The sequence below is a fragment of the Cellulosimicrobium sp. PMB13 genome, from assembly GCF_051294865.1.
GTDB lineage: Bacteria > Actinomycetota > Actinomycetes > Actinomycetales > Cellulomonadaceae > Cellulosimicrobium.
The window spans coordinates 4303168-4321343 of sequence record NZ_CP145910.1 but is presented as its reverse complement, the minus strand read 5'-3'; the positions used below and the strand labels follow the sequence as shown (position 1 = coordinate 4321343).

Below are 18176 nucleotides of genomic sequence, written 5' to 3'. Positions count from 1 at the left end.
CGACCTAGGCTGGTCGAGCCGGGCCGAGCCAAGCACGGCCACGGCGGGGAGGTGCCATGACGGAGGGTGTCGCCCTCGCGCACGACTACGCGACCCAGCGTGGCGGCGCCGAGCGGGTCGCGCTGCTGCTCGCCGACGCGTTCCCCGGCTCACCGATGTACACGACGCTCTACGACCCCGCCGGGACCTTCCCGGAGTTCGCCGACGTCGACCTGCGCACGTCCGGGCTCGACCGCGTGGGGCTGCTGCGCCGGCACCACCGGGTCGCGCTCCCGCTGCTCGCGCCCGCGGTGGACCGCCAGCGCGTCGTCGAGGCCGACGTGCTGCTCGCGTCGTCCACCGGCTGGGCGCACGGCTACCGCGGCGCAGGCCGGACCGTCGTCTACTGCCACGCGCCCGCGCGCTGGCTCTACCAGCGGGACCGCTACCTCGGGCCGGACGCCGGGAGCGTCGTGGACCGGGCCCGACGCCGCGTGGCGGGCGCCGCGCTCGGCCTCGTCGCCCCGGCACTGCGCCGGTGGGACACCGCCGCGGCGTCGCGCGCCGACGTCTACCTCGCGAACTCGACCGTGACGCAGCGCGCGATCCGCGACGCCTACGGGATCGACGCCGAGATCCTGCCACCGCCCCCCGCGATGCTGCCCGCCGGCCCGGAGCGCCCGGTGCCGGGCGTCGAGCCCGGGTTCCTCCTGTGCGTGGCGCGCCTGCTCCCGTACAAGAACGTCGACGTCGTCGTCGAGGCCGCCCAGGAGACGGGCCGCGAGCTCGTCGTCGTCGGCGACGGCCCGGACCGAGGGCGCCTCGAGGCGCTCGCCGCCCGCTCCGCGTCGTCCGGCGGGACCGCAGGACGCGTCCGCCTGCTCGGCCGGGTCGACGACGCGACGCTGCGCTGGCTCTACCGGAGCACGGCCGCCCTCGTCGCGGCGTCGTACGAGGACTACGGCCTGTCGCCGCTCGAGGCCGGGGCCTTCGGGCGACCGAGCGTCGTCCTGCGCGACGGCGGGTACCTCGACACGGTCGTCGACGGCGTCACCGGGGTGTTCTTCGACGCGCCGGAGGTCGCCGCCGTCGCAGCGGGAGTCGAGGACGCCGCCTCGCGTGCGTGGGATGATGACGCCGTGAGGCAGCATGTGGCGGGCTTCGGACGGGAGCGCTTCGTCGAGCGGCTCCGCGACGTCGTCGCGGTCCACCGCGACGCGGTCCGGAGCGTCTCGACCGCGAGCCGGACCTTCACGGAGAGGGCCGAGCGATGACGATCCGCGAGTTCCTGCGCACGGTGTGGGCCGGCAAGTACTACGTGCTCGTCGCCGTGCTCGTCGTGATGATCGGGGCAGCGCTCTACGTCGAGCGCCAGGACCCCGTGTTCGAGGCGACGGCGACCGTGCAGATCGTCGCCGCGGAGTCCGTGCCCGGGGCGAACCAGCAGGCCGCGTCGGTGACGGTCGACACGGACCCGGAGGCGGTCCGCGCCCCCGACGTCGTCGAGCCGGCCGCGGCCGCGCTGGCCGACGGGACCGACCCCAGGACGCTGGCGGGTGCGGTCCAGGGCTTCTACAACGCGGACCTCCTGACCATGGACGTCATCGCGCAGGCCGGGGACGAGGCGAGCGCCGTCCGGCGCGCCAACGCCGCCGCCCAGGCCTACATCGCCTACCTCCCCACGATCCTCGACACCCAGATCGCGGCGCTCGACGAACGCCGGGACGCGCTGCGCGCGCAGCTCGACGCGATCCAGGGCGGCCTCGCGGCCACACCGGACGACCCTCTCGCGCAGGCGGAGCGCGACACCATCGTGGGGCAGTACCAGGCGATCTCCGCGCTCCACAGCACGTACGAGTCCATCGTGACGCCCGGGGTCCTCGTCGACCCCGCGACGTCCGCCGTCCCGCTCGGGATGCCGACACCTCTCGTCCTCGCGATCGCCCTGCTCGCGGGGCTGGTGGCCGGGGTCGGGCTCGCGTTCGCGCGCCGGGGGCTCGACCTGCGGGTCCGCACGACCGCGGAGGCGGCGGTCCTCGCCGGCACCCCCGTGCTCGCCGAGCTGTTCGACGTGCGAGGCGCCGACAAGGAGTTCCGCCGGACCGGCAACCTCCCGGTGTCCAGCCGGCACGCCTCGCCGTTCACCGAGTCCGTCCGCGAGCTGCGGACCGCCGTGCGCGTCTCGCTCGGCGACGCGCCGCACGCGGTCGCGGTCGTCACGGCCGCGGACCCGCACGCGCCGCGCGCGTTCATCACCGCCAACCTGGCGGCGTCGTTCGCGCTCAGCGGGCGCCCCACGATCGTGCTGTGCGGCGACCTGCGCCGCCCGCAGCTCGCCGACCTCCTGCCGGCACCGGCGGGCTGGGACGGGTCGCCGCGCGAGCTGCGGCCGACCAGGATCCCCAACCTGCGCCTCATGCCCGTGCACGACGACGAGATGGACCCCGCCGACTTCCTCGCCACCGCACGCGTCCGCGCGCTCGTGGAGGGTCTGCGCGAGAAGGCGGCGATCGTCGTGATCGACGCACCCCCGGTGCTCGCCGCCGCCGACGCGACGATCCTCGGCGGCTACGCCAACGGCGTGGTCCTCATCGCCTCGGTCGAGAAGACCGATCGCGCCGTGCTCCAGGAGGCCGCGGAGCGGCTGCGGATCAACAACGTCCCGCTGTCGGGGATGGCGCTGTCGGGCGTCAAGGGCGACCGCCGCATGACGTACGCGTCGTCGTACGGGACCGACGCGCCGCTCACCGCGGCCGCGGAGCAGGAGCGCGCCGACGAGTCCTTGGAGAGCGCCCCGCCCGCGGTGGCGACCGACGCCGCCGCGCCGGAGAACACCGCCGACGTGACGGAGAACGCCGCCCCGGAGAGCCGCGCGGCCACGCGGACGCGCAAGGAGAGCACGCGCGAGGCCGCCCGGCGGCTCGAGCCGCAGTGGGCGAAGGTCCCGCCGTCGGATGCCGAGAGCATCGACGGCGAGGACGCCGAGGAGGACGCGCCGAACATCCGCCGCCGACCGTTCCGCTGGTGAGCCCGGGCGAGCGTCCGGTGCGCGTGCTCGTCCTGGACCACACCGCGAAGCACAGCGGCGCCGAGCTCGCGCTCGTCCGGCTCTGCGAGGCGCTCGACGCGTCGGTCGACGTGCGCTGCGTCCTCTTCGAGGACGGGCCGCTCGTCGCGGCGTTGCAGGAGCGCGGCGTCCCGACGACGGTCCTGCCGCTCGACCCGGCGGTCGCCGGCGCGTCGCGCGACGCCGTGGCCCGACCGGCGGGCGGGCTCGTGCGGTCCGTCGTCCGCACGCTGCGCTTCGAGCGGGACCTCGCACGCCTCGTGCGCCGGGCGGCGCCCGACGTCGTGCACACGACGTCGCTCAAGGCGGACCTCCTCGCGCTCGTGCCCGCGGCCCTCACCCGACGACCGCTCGTCTGGTACGTGCACGACCGCATCGCGGAGGACTACCTGCCGCGGCCGCTCGTGGCGCTCGTCCGGCTCGCCGCCCGGCTGCCCCGTGCGGTGATCGCCAACTCGGAGGCCACGGCGGCGACGCTGCCGCGCGCGGCGGTCGTCGCCTACCCGGGGCTGGCACCCGCTCAGGTGCTCACGACGCGACGGGTCCCGCCGGCCGGACCGCCCGTCGTCGGGATGGTGGGTCGCATCGGCCCGACGAAGGGGCAGCGCGAGCTCGTGCGCGCCGCGCCGGAGATCCTGCGGTCGCACCCGGACGCGACGTTCGTCGTCGTCGGGGCGGCCACGTTCGGCGAGGACGTGTACGCGGCCGAGGTGCGCGGCGAGGCCGAGCGGCTCGGTGTCGCGTCGCGCTTCACCTGGACCGGCGCCGTGCCCGACCCGACGCCGCAGGTCGACCGCCTGAGCGTCGTCGTGCACGCGTCACCGGTGCCCGAGCCGTTCGGTCAGGTCGTCGCCGAGGCGATGGCGCGCGGCGTGCCCGTCGTGGCGACGGACGCGGGCGGCGTCCCGGAGATCGTGGGGCGTGGTCCCGACGCGCTGGGCACGCTCGTGCCGCCGGGCGACGTGGCCGCGCTCGCCGCGGCGGTCGTCGGCGTGCTGGACGACCCGGCCGGTGCTGCCGAGCGCGCCGAGCGCGCGCGCGTCGCGGTCGCCGACCGCTTCTCCGCGACGCGGACGGCCGCCGTCGTCACCGGGGTGTGGCGACGTGCCGCGCGGTCCGGTCGACGACCGCGGCCATGAGCGCCGCCTGACCGCGCCAGGTCGGCACGTCCTGCCGGTCGGACGCGGGCACGGGCTGTTCGAGGGCGTCGTGGACCGCCCGGGCGAACGCGGTTCCCTCGGCCACCACGACGCGGTCGTCGTCGACGTCCCGGAACCCGGCGACCGGCGTCGCCACGACGCGGCGGCCCACCGCGCGGTACTCGTAGGCCTTGATGGGGTCGAGGCTGTCGGTGAACGCGTCGAGCACGTGCGGGACGAGCAGCACGTCGGCGTGCTGGAGGTACGCGGGGACCTCCGACCACGGTCGCGCACCGAGGACCACCACACCGGCGGCGTCCAGGGCCAGCAAGGAGTCCTGGCCGACGTCGACCACGGGGCCGACCAGGACCACCGTGCCGGTCCCTGCCGCGGCGCGCGCCGTGTCGAGGAGGAGCGGCACGTCGAAGCGGTCCGGGTGGACCGTGCCGGCGTAGAGCGCGACGCGACCCTGCGGCAGGTCGACCGGTCGTGCGTGCGGTGTCCGGTAGCGCTCGAGGTCGACGCCGTTCGTCACCAGCGTCACGTCCCGCCGGGCGCCCTTCGTGCGCTCGAGCCCGGGCGAGCACACCACGACCTCGGCGCACCGGGACAGGAGCAGCTCCTCGTCGTCGACCAGGCGCCGGTGCTCGTGCGGGCTGCGGTCGGCGGCCAGCCAGTCGTCCGTGACGTCGTACAGGGACGGCCAGGCCGTCCGGTCGAGGACGCTCGCCGCCGACGGGTCGTTGATCCACAGCACGGGCCGGTCCATGCCCAGCCGGCGCGCCGCGCGCGTCGTCGCGCGTGCGAGGCGGCGGTCCGCCCACGGGTCGACGCGACGGGGGAGAGCCTTCGTCGGCTGGAACAGCCAGAGGCGGCCGTCGGGGAACCCGGGCAGGGACGGGCCCGGTCGGAGGCCGCGTCCGCCGCGCGGCACCGCGCGGCGGCTCAGCGTGTGCAGCGGGTCGGCGGCCGGCTCGACGAACAGCACCCGGAGGGTGGGGTCCGCGCGGAGCAGCTCGGTCACGAGGTACTGGTTGCGCCGCCAGACGGCGTCCCACGCCTCGAGCGACATCACGACGAGGTCCGTCACGCTCCCTCCAGGACCCGGCGGTAGACGTCGCGCGTCGCGGCGACCTGCGCGGCAGGCGTGTAGTGCGTGCGCTGACGCTCCTGCTCTCCCCGGGCGACCTCGTCCCGACGTGCCGGGTCCGCGGCGAGCGCGGCGAGCGACCGCCCCGCCGTCACGGCGTCCGTGGGCGCGTAGAGCTGGTGCGCGTCGAGGCCCCCGAGCAGCTCGGCGTGGCCGCCCGCGTCGGCGGCCACGACCGGCAGCCCGGCAGCCATCGCCTCGAGCACGCTGAGGCCCAGCCCTTCGACGGGGCACGGCGCGAGCAGCACCGCGGCAGACGCCATGAGGTCGGGGACGTCGTCGCGGCGCCCGAGGAACCGCACCGAGCCGTCGAGGCCGAGCTCGGCGCTGAGCGCCTCGAGCTCGGGGCGCAACGCGCCGTCGCCCGCGACGTCGAGACGCCATCCGGCCGCCGCGAGGCCCGACGCCTGGAACGCGCGCACGGCGACGTCGGTGCGCTTCTCCGGCTCGAGCCGCTGGGCGACGAGGACGACCTGGTCACGGTCGGCGGCGGACCGCGGAGCGTGCGGCCCGTCCGCCACGCCGGGAGGGACGACCACCGTCGGGCCGTCGACCGCCTCGGCGACGTACCGGCTGATCGCGATCTGCGCGGCCAGCGGCCGGCGCGCGAGAGCCGCCACGACCGGGCCGAACCGGCCCGTGCCACGACGCCGGGCGAAGTGACGGGTCGTGACGACGGGACCGACACCCGGCCTCAGCACGGTGGCGACGGAGGCTGCGAGCTCTGCCGCCGTCATGTGCACGTGGACGACGTCGGCACCCGGGCCGAGGCGCACGAGGGCCGCGAGCACGTCCCGGGTCGTCGCCGCGGGCACGTGGCGGACCGGCTCGGGCGCGAGGTCACGGCGCACCGGGCCGGCCGCCCCACCGACCACGACGACCTCGTCGCCCTCCGACGACTGGGCGCGCGCGAGGCGGGCGACGTGCCGCTCCACGCCGGCGAACCCGTCCGAGCGGACCGCGTGCAGGACCCTCATCGAGCCTCTTCTCCGTGACGTCCGCGCAGGATCTCGTCGAACAGGTCCAGGTAGCGCGCCGCGACGACGTCCCAGTCGTGGGCCTCCGCGGTGGCGCGGGCAGCGGCGGACAGTCGCGCCCGCCCGGCCTCCGTCTGCGCCCCGTACCGGTCGAGCGCGTCGCCCACCGAGCCGGCGTCGCTCGCGACCACGAACCCGTTCTCGCCGTCGACGACGATGTCGGGGACGTAGCCCACCGGGGTCGCGACGACCGGGAGCCCGCAGGCCAGGGCCTCGAGCACGACGAGTGCGTTCGCCTCGTACGCGCTCGGCAGGGCGAGGAGGTCGGCGGCGCGGAACCACGGCGTCGGGTCGTCCACGGTCCCGGCGAGGTGCAGCCGGCCGGACGACGTCAGCTCGGCCGCCTCGCGCCGGAGCTCCGCCAGCATCTCCGGGCTCCCGCCCACGACGGCGACGTGCACGTCGGCACGGGAGCGCGCGGCCGCGACGAGGAACCGGAGGCCCTTGCGGCCGAACTCGTGGCCGACGAACAGCGCGACGAGCGCGTCCGCGGGGATGCCCAGCGCGTCCCGGGCGTCCTGCCGCTCGCGCTCGCCCGCCGGGCGGAAGCGCTGGGTGTCGACACCGTTCGGGATGACGACCGTCCGCGGCCGGACCCTGCCGTAGGTGCGGCGCAGCGTGGCCTCCTCCGCCCGGGTCAGGCTGGTGACCACGTCGTGGACCCGGGTCGTGTAGCGCAGCCGGTCGCGCGCCGCCGTGAACAGGTGCAGGGGGTTGCGCACCATCCGCCAGGCGTATCCCCCGCGGGCGCGCATGGCCTCGCTGAGGATGCCGTGGTTCACGTAGACGTCACCGAAGAGGACGTCGTTGTGCGTGACGACGACGCTGCCCCGGCCGTCCCGGCGCGACGCCGCGCGCGCCCGCCAGGTGCCGACGGTCGTGAACCACACGACCCGGACCGCCAGGACGACCTTGCCGCGGACCCCGCCCTCGGGACGCGGCAGCCAGGCGCCCGCTGCGTCGTCCATCGTGAAGCGGCCGGTCTCGACCCCTCGTCGCCGCCACGCCTGCTCGAGCGCGTACGCGACGCCTCCGACGCCGGAGCCGGGCGCGATCTCCGGCGCGATCTGGACGACTCTCATCGACGCGTCGCCTCCATCTCGCGGATCGAGGGCAGGTCGCGGTCCGGGTCGAGCCCGACCAGACCCTCCCGGAACGCCTCGCGCGAACGGGCGTACGCCTCGGCTCCCACACAGATCCCGACGACGACGAAGGGCACGGAGACCACGATCGACGTCCAGAACAGGTCGAACTGCCCCTGGACGAACCGCGCCAGGATCACGGCGAACGCGAGGGTGCCGAAGCGCGGGTTCAGCCGCCACAGCACGACGAGGGTCCCGCCGAACAGGACGAGGAAGCCGAACAGGCCGACGACTCCCGCCGACGACAGGACCTCGAGCTCGGCGTTCGGTGGCTGGAAGACGTAGTCCGTGCGTCCTGCGGTCCACCACCGCAGCCCGACGCCGAACCACGGGCTGGTCCGCCAGACCTCCAGCGCCTGCTGGTACCAGGTGAGGCGCTGGTTGGCCGAGTTGAACTCGTTGTCCGACGAGAGCTGCTCCTGCACGGCCAGCCAGACGAAGTACACGGCGGGGATCGCCGCGAGCAGGATGAGCTTCGAGCGCTTGCGGTCCGGGTCGGCGCGCAACGTGATGAGCATGATGCCGATGGCGAGACCGACGAGCGCCTGCCGCGCCTGGGAGGCGACCACGGCGACGGTGCAGAGCCAGAACGACGCGTAGGCGAACCACCGCGGCCAGCCCACCCACCACGGGCGCGCGTAGGCGACCAGGGCTGACGTGCCGAGCAGGCAGCCGATGAGGTTCTTGTGCATGGCGATCGGCCAGTCCAGGTAGACCGGGCCGGTGTTGCCGGACGAGAGCTGTTCGACGGCGCCGACGCACGTGAGGACGGCGATGAAGAGGCACGGGATCATGAAGAGCGTCAGGCCCACCCGGGCGCGCCCGGCTCGGCCGACGGCCCATCCCAGGACGAGCGCGCCGGCCGTCGACAACCACGCGTGGAACCACTCGACGGTGTTCGCCAGGTAGGGGTTCGCGACGACGGTGAAGAGCGTGGCGACCTGGTAGAGGGCGGTGAGCCAGAGCAGCGCGCGCAGGGGCGGCGAGAACGGCCGCGGACCGAGCACGAGGGCTGCCCAGAACGCCGCGAAGAGCGCGAAGTCGCTCATCGAGAGGTCGACGCTCCCGCCGCCGACGCGCTGGACGACGACGAGTGCCGGCATCGCCAGGATGGGCAGCGCGACGGGCTCGTAGACCGTCATCCCGACGACCAGCACGGCCGCGGCGGCGCCCACCGCGAAGGGCGTGTACACAGGGACCAGGAAGCCGATCAGCGCGAGGACCGCCGTGACGGCGACGGTCCCGACGAGCCACGCGGCGGAGCGCCGGATCACGGCGACCCCGTGGGCCGCAGGCGTCGCTCGGCGGCGGCGGGCCCGGCGAGGTAGAGCCGGAGCCGGGAGCGGGCGGCGCGGCGCGCGTCACCGCGTGCCGCGACCGACCGGGCCGCGGCCCCCACGACGGCGCCGGTCCGCGCGACCGACCAGCCGAGCGTGCCGAAGTGCTTGCGCTGGAAGTGCTCCTGGGAGGCGTAGAAGTGGGTGTCGCGACGGGTCGCGTCCGCGCTCGTCGCCCCGCCGAGATGGACGGCGACCACGTCGTGGTCCACCACGTGCCGCCAGCCCACCACGTTCGCGCGGTACGCCCAGTCGGTCTCCTCGGCGTAGAGGAAGAACCGCTCGTCGAACGGTCCGACGACCGCGAGCGCGTCGGCGGACAGGAGGAGCACCGAGCCGACGACGAAGCTCTTGTCGGCCGGCGTGCGGCGCAGGCGGCCGAGCCCGACGGCCTCGACCCACGTCGCGAGCGGGGACGGGTACGGCCAGACGACGCGCGCCGGGTGGCCGTCGCCGTCGACCTGGACCGGTCCGACGCTCGCCGTCCTGGGCTCTGCGTGGAGTGTGCGCTGGAGGTGGAGGACGTCGTCCGCGCTCACGACCGCGTCCGGGTTGAGCAGCAGGACGTCGCTGCCCGGCGCCTGCCGGTGCGCGAGCGCGTGGTTGACGCCCGCGGCGAACCCGCCGTTGCGGCCCGGGTCGAGGTAGCGCCCCCCGGAGAGCTCGACGATCTCGCGGATCTCGGCCAGGGAGGAGTTGTCGACGACGGTCAGCGGGAACTTGCCCACCAGGGGTTCGAGAGCCGTGCGCACGAGGTCCGGGGACCCGTACGCGACGAGCACGACCTCCGGCACGGCCACGTCCTGCGAGGCGTCGGCGTCCTGCGTGACGGCCGCGTACACGTCGAGGTACCGGCGGGCCACCTCGGACCACGTGCACCGCGCGGCACGACGCAGCCCCGCCTCGCGCAGGGACCCGGCGAGACCCGCGTCCGACGTCACGCGCACGAGCGCGGCGCGCAGGGCGTCGGCGTCGTCGGGCGGCACGAGCACGCCGGCGTCCGCGACGACGTCGGGCAGCGCGCCCGTCCGGGTGGCGACGACGGGGACGCCGCACGCCATGGCCTCGACCGCGACCCGGCCGAACTGCTCGACCCATCCGGCCGTCTCCCTGGAGGGCACCGCCAGGACGTCGAGCGTCCGGTAGAAGTCGGCCAGGGCCTCGCCGTCGAGCGTCCCGACGAAGCGCACGCGGTCGCCGAGCGGCTCGGCACGCGCGCGCAGCTCGTCGCGCTCGGGCCCGTCGCCCGCCACGTGCAGCTCCAGCCGGTCGTCGTCGGCGATCGCGTCGAGCAGGACGCTCACGCCCTTGTGCGGCGCGAGCCTCCCGACGTAGCCGACGACCGCGCGACCCGTGCGCGGGTGCCCGGCCGTCTCGTCGGTGGATCCCGGGCCGGGGGAGAAGGCGGTCGGGTCGATCCCGAGCGGGATCGTCTCGACGGTTCCCCGTGCTCCCTTGCGTCGCACGATGCGACCGGCCTCGTCGTTGCACACGGAGACTGCCGCGGCGTGCCGCAGTGCCAGGGCCTCGAACCAGCGGAACGGCCACGGGTAGCGCTTGTCGAGGTTCTGCGCGGAGTACAGGACGTAGGGCGCGAGCGGTGCGACCTCCCGGCCGCGGACCCGGTCGACGGCACGGCGCAGCCGACGCAGGGCCAGGATCTCCGCCGTCGCGAGCGCGAACGGTTCCTCGTGGAGGTCGAGCACGTCCCACGGCTCGCCCAGGGCACGCCACAGGGGGCGCGGGTCGTAGAGGAACAGCGCGGGGTGGGTGCCGAGCGTCGCGACCCCGGCGACCGGCTCGCCCGGCCGGGGGTCCAGCCGGACGCGGGCACCGCCCTCGTCCCACGCACGCGCCGAGAGGAGGCGGACGTCCACGCCGGCCCTGCGCAGGTGCCGCTCGCGCTCGCGCCACGCCGTCACGACGGCGCTGTGGGAGACACGGAGGACCTTCACGCTGCGATTCTTCCCCAGGCCACCCCTGCTGCGGTCGCCTGCGGGCGGATATCACCCGGTCGATCTGCGCCGCTCCGTGCGATTCCGCCGCGCTCGTGTGAATTCCACCCGCTCGGGGGCTTCCGCCGCGCTCCAGGGTGAGTAAGTTCGGTCCCGACCTGCCAGTGCGATGCCAAGAAGACTGCAGTGAGATGGGGGAGTGCCGTGCGCGTGCTCGTCGACGGTGACCGCGGGTATGTCGGAGCGGTACTCGTGCCGTTCTTCCGGGCCGCGGGCCACGAGGTGGTGGGGCTGGACGTCGGCTGGTACGACGGCTGCGACTTCGGGGCGCCGGTCTCGGGCTACGAGCAGCGCACCGGGGACATCCGCGACGTCACGCCGCAGGATCTCGAGGGCTTCGACGCCGTGGTGCACCTCGCGGCGATCTCGAACGACCCGCTCGGCCACCTCAACCCCGACGCGACGTACGCGGTGAACGCGCACGGTGCCGTGCACATGGCGCGCACCGCCAGGGCGGCGGGCGTGGGGCGGTTCCTCTTCTCGTCGTCGTGCTCCCTGTACGGCGCGGGCGGCGACGCGCCCGTCGCCGAGGACGGCGCGTTCCACCCGGTCACGCCGTACGGCGAGAGCAAGGTCATGGCGGAGGAGGGCATCTCGGCGCTCGCCGACGACACGTTCTCGCCCAGCTACCTGCGCAACGCGACCGCGTACGGGTCGTCACCGCGCCTGCGGGCCGACATCGTCGTCAACAACCTCACCGGCACCGCGTTCACCCGCGGCGAGGTCCGGCTGCAGTCCGACGGGTCGCCGTGGCGGCCGCTGGTCCACGTGGAGGACATCGCCCGGGCGTTCCTCGCGGTGCTCGAGGCCCCGGCCGACGTGGTCCACGACCAGGCGTTCAACGTGGGCCGCGACGAGGACGTCGTCCAGGTCCGGACCATCGCGGAGCAGGTCAGCGAGATCACCGGGGCGCCCGTGTCGTTCGCCGCGGGGGCCGGTCCCGACAAGCGTGACTACCGCGTCGACTTCACGAAGGTCCGCGAGACGCTCCCGGCGTTCGAGCCGCGATGGACGGTGCCCGACGGCATCCGCGAGATCTGGGCGCACGCCGGTGAGCGCGGGCTGACGGTCGAGGACTTCGAGGGCCCGCGGTTCGTGCGTCTGCGGCGCATCGAGGAGCTCGCGGCGACGGGGCGGCTCGACGTCAGCACGCTGCGCCTCACCGACCCCGCGGAGGTGCCGGCATGACCGTGCGCCGCTGCCGCCTCTGCGACGCCGAGCTCGTCACGACGTTCGTCGACCTCGGCATGAGTCCGCCCGTCCAGAGCTTCGTCCCCGCCGAGCGGGTCGACGAGCCCGAGACGTTCTACCCGCTCCACGTGCGCGTGTGCGACCGGTGCCTGCTGGTGCAGCTGCCCACGTACGTGCCGGCCGAGGACATCTTCACGGACTACGCGTACTTCTCGTCGTTCTCCGGCTCGTGGGTCCGGCACGCCGAGACGTTCGTCGAGGGTGCCGTCGACCGGCTCGGTCTGGGCGCCTCGTCGTTCGTCGTCGAGATCGCGAGCAACGACGGGTACCTCCTGCAGCACGTCGTGGACCGTGGCATCCGGTGCCTGGGCGTCGAGCCCGCGGCGAACGTCGCCGAGGCGGCGGTGGCCCGGGGCGTGCCGACGGAGGTCGAGTTCCTCGGCCGCGAGACGGGCGCGATGCTCGCCGAGCGGCACGGGAGGGCCGACCTCGTCGTCGCCAACAACGTCATCGGCCACGTCCCCGACGTGCGGGACTTCGTCCAGGGTCTGCGCGAGCTGGTGGCCGACGACGGGTGGCTGGCGATCGAGATCCCGCACCTGCCGCGTCTCATCGCGGGCAACGAGTTCGACACGATCTACCACGAGCACTTCCAGTACTACACGCTCCTGACGATGCAGCGCGTGCTCGCGGTCGCAGGGCTCGAGGTCGTCGACGTCGAGGAGCTGCCGACGCACGGTGGCTCGTTCCGCACCTGGGCCCGTCCCGCGGAGAGCGCGGGCCCGCCGTCCGCCGCGGTGGACCGTGTCCTCGCGGCCGAGCGCGAGGCGGGCCTGCACGAGCTGTCCGGCTATGCCGGGTTCGCGTCGCGGGTCTCGCGCGTGCGCGACGACCTCGTCCGGTTCCTCCTCGACCGTTCGGCCGAGGGCGCGACCGTCGCCGCGTACGGCGCGGCGGCGAAGGGCAACACCCTGCTCAACTACTGCGGTGTGCGCCAGGACCTGCTCGCCTTCTGCGTCGACCGGAACCCCGTCAAGCAGGGCACGTTCCTGCCCGGCACGCGGATCCCCGTGCTCGCCGAGGAGGCGCTCGCCGACGCCCGGCCGGACTACGTGCTGATCCTCCCGTGGAACCTGCGCGACGAGATCGTGCAGCAGCTCTCCTACGTCGAGGACTGGGGCGGCCGGCTCGTGGTCGCGCTGCCCCGGCTCGAGGTGCTCGACCCCGTCCGCGCATGACCGCGGCGCCCCCGGTCAGCGTCTGCCTCCCGGTCTACAACGGCGAGAGGTACCTCGAGGAGACGCTGCTGTCCGTGCGCGAGCAGACCTTCGGGGATCTCGAGATCGTGCTGAGCGACAACGCCTCGACGGACGCCACCACGGAGATCTGCCGGTCCCACGCCGCCGACGACCCGCGCATCCGGTACGTCCGCCACGACGTGAACCGCGGCGGGCTGTGGAATTTCAACGACGCGATGCGGCGCGCCCGGGGACGGACCGTCAAGCTCGCCGCCGCGGACGACGTCTTGCGGCCCCGTTTCCTCGAGGCGTGCGTCGACGCCCTCGAGGCCGGCGGACCGGGCGTCGTGCTCGCGTACCCGCGCACGCAGATCATCGACGGCGACGGCCACGTCACGGAGGACCTGAACGACGCCGACCTGCGGGGGGACCGCTCGACGCCGCACGAGCGGATCGCCGAGTTCCTGCGCGCGCAGGCCGCGCACCTCGTGTTCGGCCTCTACCGGGCCGACGTGCTGCGCACCACGCGCGGGCTGCGGCCGACGATCGGGAACGACGTCGTGATCCTCACGGAGATGGCGTGCCGCGGACGGTTCGCCCTGGTGCCGGAGCAGCTGTTCCTGCAGCGCCGGCACGCGACGCAGTTCTCGGCGCAGGGCGCGCGGCAGGTCCAGTTCCACGCGCCCGGCAAGGACGTCCGGTTCGACTTCCCGCACGCGCGCCTCGCGGGCGAGCTGTGGTCCGCCGTGACCACGTCCCGCCTGCCCGCCGGCGAGGCCGCGCGGTCGCTCGCCGCGGTGACGACGACGTGGGTCGTGCCGCGGTGGCGCGGGGTCGCCGGCGACGTACGGCGGGCCGTCACAGGTCGCTGACCCGCGGTTCGGACGGGGCGGCTCAGACCGTGGCAGGCAGGGCGGTGCGTCCGGACTGTGCCGAGCGCAGCGTGTCGGCCAGCCGCCCCGTCGGGACCACGACGTCCGCGTACGACACCACGGCGTCCCGTGCGACCGGCCGCACGAGCGTGCACCCCTCCGCGAGACCGACGGGCAGGAGCGCGTCGCGCGCGGTGACGTCGGCCCGCTCGCACTCGCCGAAGTAGTGGTAGCCACCGAGGCCGTCGAGCACCGTCCCGGCCGGGAGGTCCGTCTTCGCGACCGTCACGACCTCGACCGTCGGAGGACCGGCGGGGTGCAGTGTCGTCTCGCCCAGCAGCGCGGCGCGGGCGATCGTGTCCGGGACCTCGAAGTGGCACAGGTGGTAGGGCGTGTAGAACGAGTAGAGCGGTCCCGTGCCGAGCTTGTAGAGCTCGAGGTAGTGCCGCTGGCGCGGGTCGTCCATCGCGCCGAGCACGTAGACCCCGGGTCCGGGCCGTGACCCGACGACGTAGTCCACCGCCCCGCCGAGCGCGCGCAGCTCGTCCACGTCGTACATCGTCGTCAGCTCGTCGATGTGGCCGTCGTGGTCGCGGCCCAGCAGACCCCGGCGGTGCACGGACATCCCGGTCGCGTTCGCGACGAGAGCCTGCTCGACGTTGACCTTGGTCCCGTCGGCGAAGCTCGACACCATGCGCGGGTCCTGGCCCCAGCGCGCGGCGAAGCCCTGCTGGGTCGTGGGGTTGCGGAACCGGTCCTGCAGACCCTTGACGTTGCCGCACACGAGCGGGGTCAGGCCGATGCGCTGCACGAACCGGTAGAGGTTCAGCTGCACGCCGGGCTGGTCGCCGTCGGACCCCGTGTAGACCACGCCGGCGGAGGCCGCGCGGCACGCGAGCTCCCACCCCAGCGTCGCGTCGAGCTCGGCGTTCATCAGCACGACGTGCTTGCCGTGCTCGAACGCGCTCAGCGCGGCGACCGCCCCGAACTCGACCGCGCCCGTGACGTCGACGACCACGTCGACCTCGTCCGCCGCGGTCAGCGCCTCGACGTCCTGCGTGAGGGCGACCCGGCCGGCGCGGGCGCTGCGGTCGACGGCGCTCGCGGACCCGACCACGTCGACGTCGGTCACGCCCGCCCACTCCAGGGCTGCCCGAGCCTTCTCGACGTCGCGGCAGTGCACCGCGGTGACGACCATCCCGGGCGTCGTGCCGGCGATCTGGAGGATCAGCGCCTTGCCCATGAACCCGGGACCGAGGACGCCGACGCGGATCGGCCTGCCCTCGGCGGCGAGGTCTGCGAGACGCAGGTCGGTGGTGATGGTCACGTGGTGGTTCTCTCTCGGTCGGCGAGCAGGGGCCAGGCGGCGTCCTTGGGGGAGACGAGGCGGACGGGGAGGGGCCAGGGGACGGCGAACGCGGGGTCGTCGTGGCGGTACCCGTCCTCGCCGTCAGGGGCGTACGGGACGGAACAGAGGTAGAGCATCTCGACGTCGTCGGTCAGGGCCTGATACCCGTGCGCGACGTGGGGCGGGACGAACAGGGCGCGCCGGTTGTTCGCGGAGAGCTCGACCATGACGTGCTGGCCGAACGTCGGCGAGCCGGGCCGGACGTCGACCGCGACGTCGGCGATCGCGCCCGCGACGCAGCGCACGAGCTTCCCCTCGGCATACGGGGGCGCGAGCCGGTGGAGCCCGCGCACCGTGCCGGCGTGGCGGTTGAAGGACATGCTCGCCTGGGCGACCTGCGAGGTGAGGCCCGCCGCGGCGAACTCGGCGCCGTCGAAGACGCGCGCGAAGAAGCCGCGCTCGTCCGACAGCAGGTCGAGGTCGACGACGGTCACGCCCTCGATCTCGGTCGGGGTCAGGCGCACCTCAGGCCCACACCTTCCACGGCGCGTCGCCGGTGTCCCAGCGACGGTTGAGCTCCGTCCAGTCCCGGAACGTGTCCATGCCCATCCAGAACCCGGTGTGCTCGAACACCCCGAGCCGTCCGTCCCGCGCGAGCTTCTGCAGCGGCCGGTGCTCGAGCATCTCGTCCGGGTCGTCGACGAGGTAGTCGTCGAGGAACGAGCGCTCGAAGAGGAAGAACCCGCCGTTGACCCACCCGGTGGCCAGCGTGGGCTTCTCGTTGAACTCGGTCACGCTCTCCCCGGTGACGTGCATCTCGCCGTACCGGCTGCTCGGGTGCACGCCCGTCACGGTGCCGATCGCCCCGGACCGCTCGTGCTGGGCGAGGAGCTCGTCGATGCGGACGTCGCCGATGCCGTCGCCGTACGTCACGGCGAACCGCGGCGCGTCGAGGTACTGCGCGGCGCGGTGGATCCGCGCGGCGGTCGCGGTCGTCAGGCCGGTCTCGGCGAACGTCACGCACCAGTCCTCGACCTCGTTCGTGTGGAAGACCGCCGGCTCGCCGGCACCGAGGTCGAGCGTGAAGTCCGCGGTCAGGGTGCGGTAGTTGAGGAAGTACTGCTTGATGAGCTCGGACTTGTAGCCGAGCAGCAGCACGAACTTGCGGAAGCCGTAGTGCGAGTACGTCTTCATGACGTGCCACAGGATGGGCCGCCCGCCGATGTCGACGAGGGGCTTGGGCAGCCGCTCGCTCGCCTCGCGGAGCCGGGTGCCCATGCCTCCGCACAGGATGACGACGGGGATGTCTGCCGGGTCGGTGCTCATCTCACGCTCTCTCGGCCGGGACGGCGGGGGACGTCGCCGCGGCGGCGGCGGACGGGCGGGCAGGAGCCCAGCGGTGCGGGACGGCCCGGGCGGGCCACTCGAAGAGCCAGCCGACGGCGGCGTACCGGCGCAGCCGGATCAGCACGTAGCCGACGCCGACCGCGAGGAGGAACCCACCGACGACGACGAGCACGGCCGCAGGGCCGGGGAGGTCTGCCACCCCGGCCCGTTCGAGGACCGTCGCGACGACGAGGAGCAGCGGGAAGTGCGTGACGTACACGACGACGCTGCTGCGCCCGAGGGTCTCGACGCCTCGCGTGCGGTCTCCCACCACCCCGGTGGTCAGGGCGATCGCCCCCAGGACCCCGAGGCAGGACGCGAGCGCCCACAGCCCCTCGTGCTCGAAGCTCCCCGTGGAGACCGCGACGACACCGGGCACCACCGCGAGCACCGCCGCGGCGGGCCGCCAGCGCCTCGACGTGACGACGTCGAGCACCGCCGGCAGCCGGGTGAGCAGGTAGCCGAGGACGAAGAAGGCGCCGAGGTACAGCAGGGCCTTCGTCCGTCCGTCGGCGGCAGCGTCGAGCGGGGTCGAGACGACGACGAGGCCCACGGCGACGGAGGCGACGGCCCAGCTCGGGGCCCGGCGCAGCACCGGAGCGACGGTGAAGTACACGAGGAGGTAGAAGACGAACCACAGGTAGCTCGTGGCGTACCAGGTGCGCGGGTCGAGGACCGGTCCCGGCAGGCCTCCGACGGCTGCGAGCACCAGCACCCACACCACGTAGGGCCACAGCAGGGTCCGTGCCTTGCCCAGGTAGTAGGCCGGGAGGGGCTTCGCGAACGCCCGGGGCAGGAGCATCCCCGACAGCACCATGAGCGCCGGCATGCGGTAGGGGGCGAAGAAGAGGTCGACCGTCTCCACCCAGGCGGGCGCCCCGACGACGCCGCCGAGGATCGACGACGCGTGGCTCAGGACGACGAGAAGGATCGCGGAGCCGCGCAGCACGTCCATCCAGCGCGCTCGGCCCGACCCGTCGCTCGGGACGGTGACGTGCGGTGCGTCCTGCTGCGTGCCGGTCACACCCGTCCACCCCCAGAGTCCCTCGTCGATCGGGCTGCTCACGGTCTTCGTGGATCGTATCGACGGCGTGCTCGGCCCCAGAAGGGCCGTGGCGGGTGAAACCCCGCCGGGACGCCAGGAGCGGGTCTACCGCCGGGTGAAATGCGGCCCGCGGACCGATCTCAGCCTCCGTGAGCCTCGCCGCTGCTTCCCTCCACCGACTACCTTCGCCCTAGACGGGGCCGCGCCGGGGCCCGTCCGCGGACGGTCGA

15 protein-coding genes are annotated in these 18176 nt (G+C 74.3%); 6 read left to right on the top strand and 9 right to left on the bottom strand.

The genetic code is table 11. The features are described from left to right. The first annotated feature begins 56 nt into the window (after nt 1-56). The 3 genes from V5D56_RS19200 to V5D56_RS19190 are packed head-to-tail and all read left to right on the top strand — an operon-like array spanning nt 57 to nt 4185. Nucleotides 57-1253 carry a glycosyltransferase gene (locus V5D56_RS19200; protein ID WP_435736864.1) on the top strand — a complete coding sequence of 399 codons (1197 nt, stop codon included), beginning with the start codon at nt 57-59 and terminating at the stop codon, nt 1251-1253. Then, complete coding sequence (locus tag V5D56_RS19195) at nt 1250-3007, top strand: hypothetical protein (RefSeq protein WP_435736863.1); 1758 nt, start codon at nt 1250-1252, stop codon at nt 3005-3007. The genes V5D56_RS19200 and V5D56_RS19195 overlap by 4 nt, the downstream gene beginning before the upstream one ends. After that, nucleotides 3004-4185, top strand: a complete 1182-nt coding sequence (locus V5D56_RS19190; protein WP_435736862.1) for a glycosyltransferase — start codon at nt 3004-3006, stop codon at nt 4183-4185. Before V5D56_RS19195 ends, V5D56_RS19190 begins: the two co-directional genes overlap by 4 nt. Here V5D56_RS19190 and V5D56_RS19185 read toward each other — a convergent pair. Genes V5D56_RS19185 through V5D56_RS19165 form a run of 5 tightly spaced genes read right to left on the bottom strand, consistent with a single transcriptional unit; the run spans nt 4133 to nt 10806 of the window. Beyond that, on the bottom strand, nt 4133-5275 hold the full coding sequence (locus V5D56_RS19185) for a glycosyltransferase (protein ID WP_435736861.1): 1143 nt from the start codon (nt 5273-5275) through the stop codon (nt 4133-4135). The genes V5D56_RS19190 and V5D56_RS19185 overlap by 53 nt on opposite strands. Further along, nucleotides 5272-6312: a glycosyltransferase family 4 protein gene (locus V5D56_RS19180; RefSeq protein WP_435736860.1), complete on the bottom strand. Its 1041-nt coding sequence runs from the start codon at nt 6310-6312 to the stop codon at nt 5272-5274. Before V5D56_RS19180 ends, V5D56_RS19185 begins: the two co-directional genes overlap by 4 nt. Beyond that, nucleotides 6309-7454, bottom strand: a complete 1146-nt coding sequence (locus V5D56_RS19175) for a glycosyltransferase family 4 protein (RefSeq protein ID WP_435736859.1) — start codon at nt 7452-7454, stop codon at nt 6309-6311. The genes V5D56_RS19180 and V5D56_RS19175 overlap by 4 nt, the downstream gene beginning before the upstream one ends. Then, nucleotides 7451-8788, bottom strand: a complete 1338-nt coding sequence (locus V5D56_RS19170; RefSeq protein WP_435736858.1) for an O-antigen ligase family protein — start codon at nt 8786-8788, stop codon at nt 7451-7453. The genes V5D56_RS19175 and V5D56_RS19170 overlap by 4 nt, the downstream gene beginning before the upstream one ends. Continuing rightward, nucleotides 8785-10806 (bottom strand): glycosyltransferase, encoded by a 2022-nt coding sequence (locus V5D56_RS19165; protein WP_435736857.1) that lies wholly within the window; start codon nt 10804-10806, stop codon nt 8785-8787. The genes V5D56_RS19170 and V5D56_RS19165 overlap by 4 nt, the downstream gene beginning before the upstream one ends. A 186-nt stretch (nt 10807-10992) precedes the next feature. On the opposite strand from V5D56_RS19165, the gene V5D56_RS19160 reads away from it, so the two are divergent. From V5D56_RS19160 to V5D56_RS19150, 3 genes are read left to right on the top strand one after another with little or no spacing between them, the layout of a single operon-like run. Then, a complete protein-coding gene (locus tag V5D56_RS19160) occupies nt 10993-12054 on the top strand; it encodes an NAD-dependent epimerase/dehydratase family protein (RefSeq protein WP_435736856.1) in 1062 nt (353 codons plus the stop codon). After that, nucleotides 12051-13295, top strand: a complete 1245-nt coding sequence (locus tag V5D56_RS19155; protein ID WP_435736855.1) for a class I SAM-dependent methyltransferase — start codon at nt 12051-12053, stop codon at nt 13293-13295. Before V5D56_RS19160 ends, V5D56_RS19155 begins: the two co-directional genes overlap by 4 nt. After that, nucleotides 13292-14167: a glycosyltransferase family 2 protein gene (locus V5D56_RS19150; RefSeq protein ID WP_435736854.1), complete on the top strand. Its 876-nt coding sequence runs from the start codon at nt 13292-13294 to the stop codon at nt 14165-14167. The genes V5D56_RS19155 and V5D56_RS19150 overlap by 4 nt, the downstream gene beginning before the upstream one ends. A gap of 22 nt (nt 14168-14189) precedes the next feature. On the opposite strand, the gene V5D56_RS19145 is transcribed toward V5D56_RS19150, so the two are convergent. The 4 genes from V5D56_RS19145 to V5D56_RS19130 are packed head-to-tail and all read right to left on the bottom strand — an operon-like array spanning nt 14190 to nt 17967. After that, nucleotides 14190-15494 (bottom strand): NAD(P)H-dependent oxidoreductase, encoded by a 1305-nt coding sequence (locus tag V5D56_RS19145; protein WP_435736853.1) that lies wholly within the window; start codon nt 15492-15494, stop codon nt 14190-14192. Continuing rightward, nucleotides 15491-16039, bottom strand: coding sequence for a dTDP-4-dehydrorhamnose 3,5-epimerase (gene rfbC, locus V5D56_RS19140; protein WP_435736852.1), 549 nt, complete (start codon nt 16037-16039; stop codon nt 15491-15493). The genes V5D56_RS19145 and rfbC overlap by 4 nt, the downstream gene beginning before the upstream one ends. Nucleotide 16040: 1 nt before the next feature. Continuing rightward, on the bottom strand, nt 16041-16841 hold the full coding sequence (locus V5D56_RS19135; RefSeq protein WP_435736851.1) for a glucose-1-phosphate cytidylyltransferase: 801 nt from the start codon (nt 16839-16841) through the stop codon (nt 16041-16043). Between the two features lies 1 nt (nt 16842). After that, nucleotides 16843-17967 (bottom strand): acyltransferase family protein, encoded by a 1125-nt coding sequence (locus tag V5D56_RS19130; protein WP_435736850.1) that lies wholly within the window; start codon nt 17965-17967, stop codon nt 16843-16845. Nucleotides 17968-18176 lie beyond the last annotated feature (209 nt).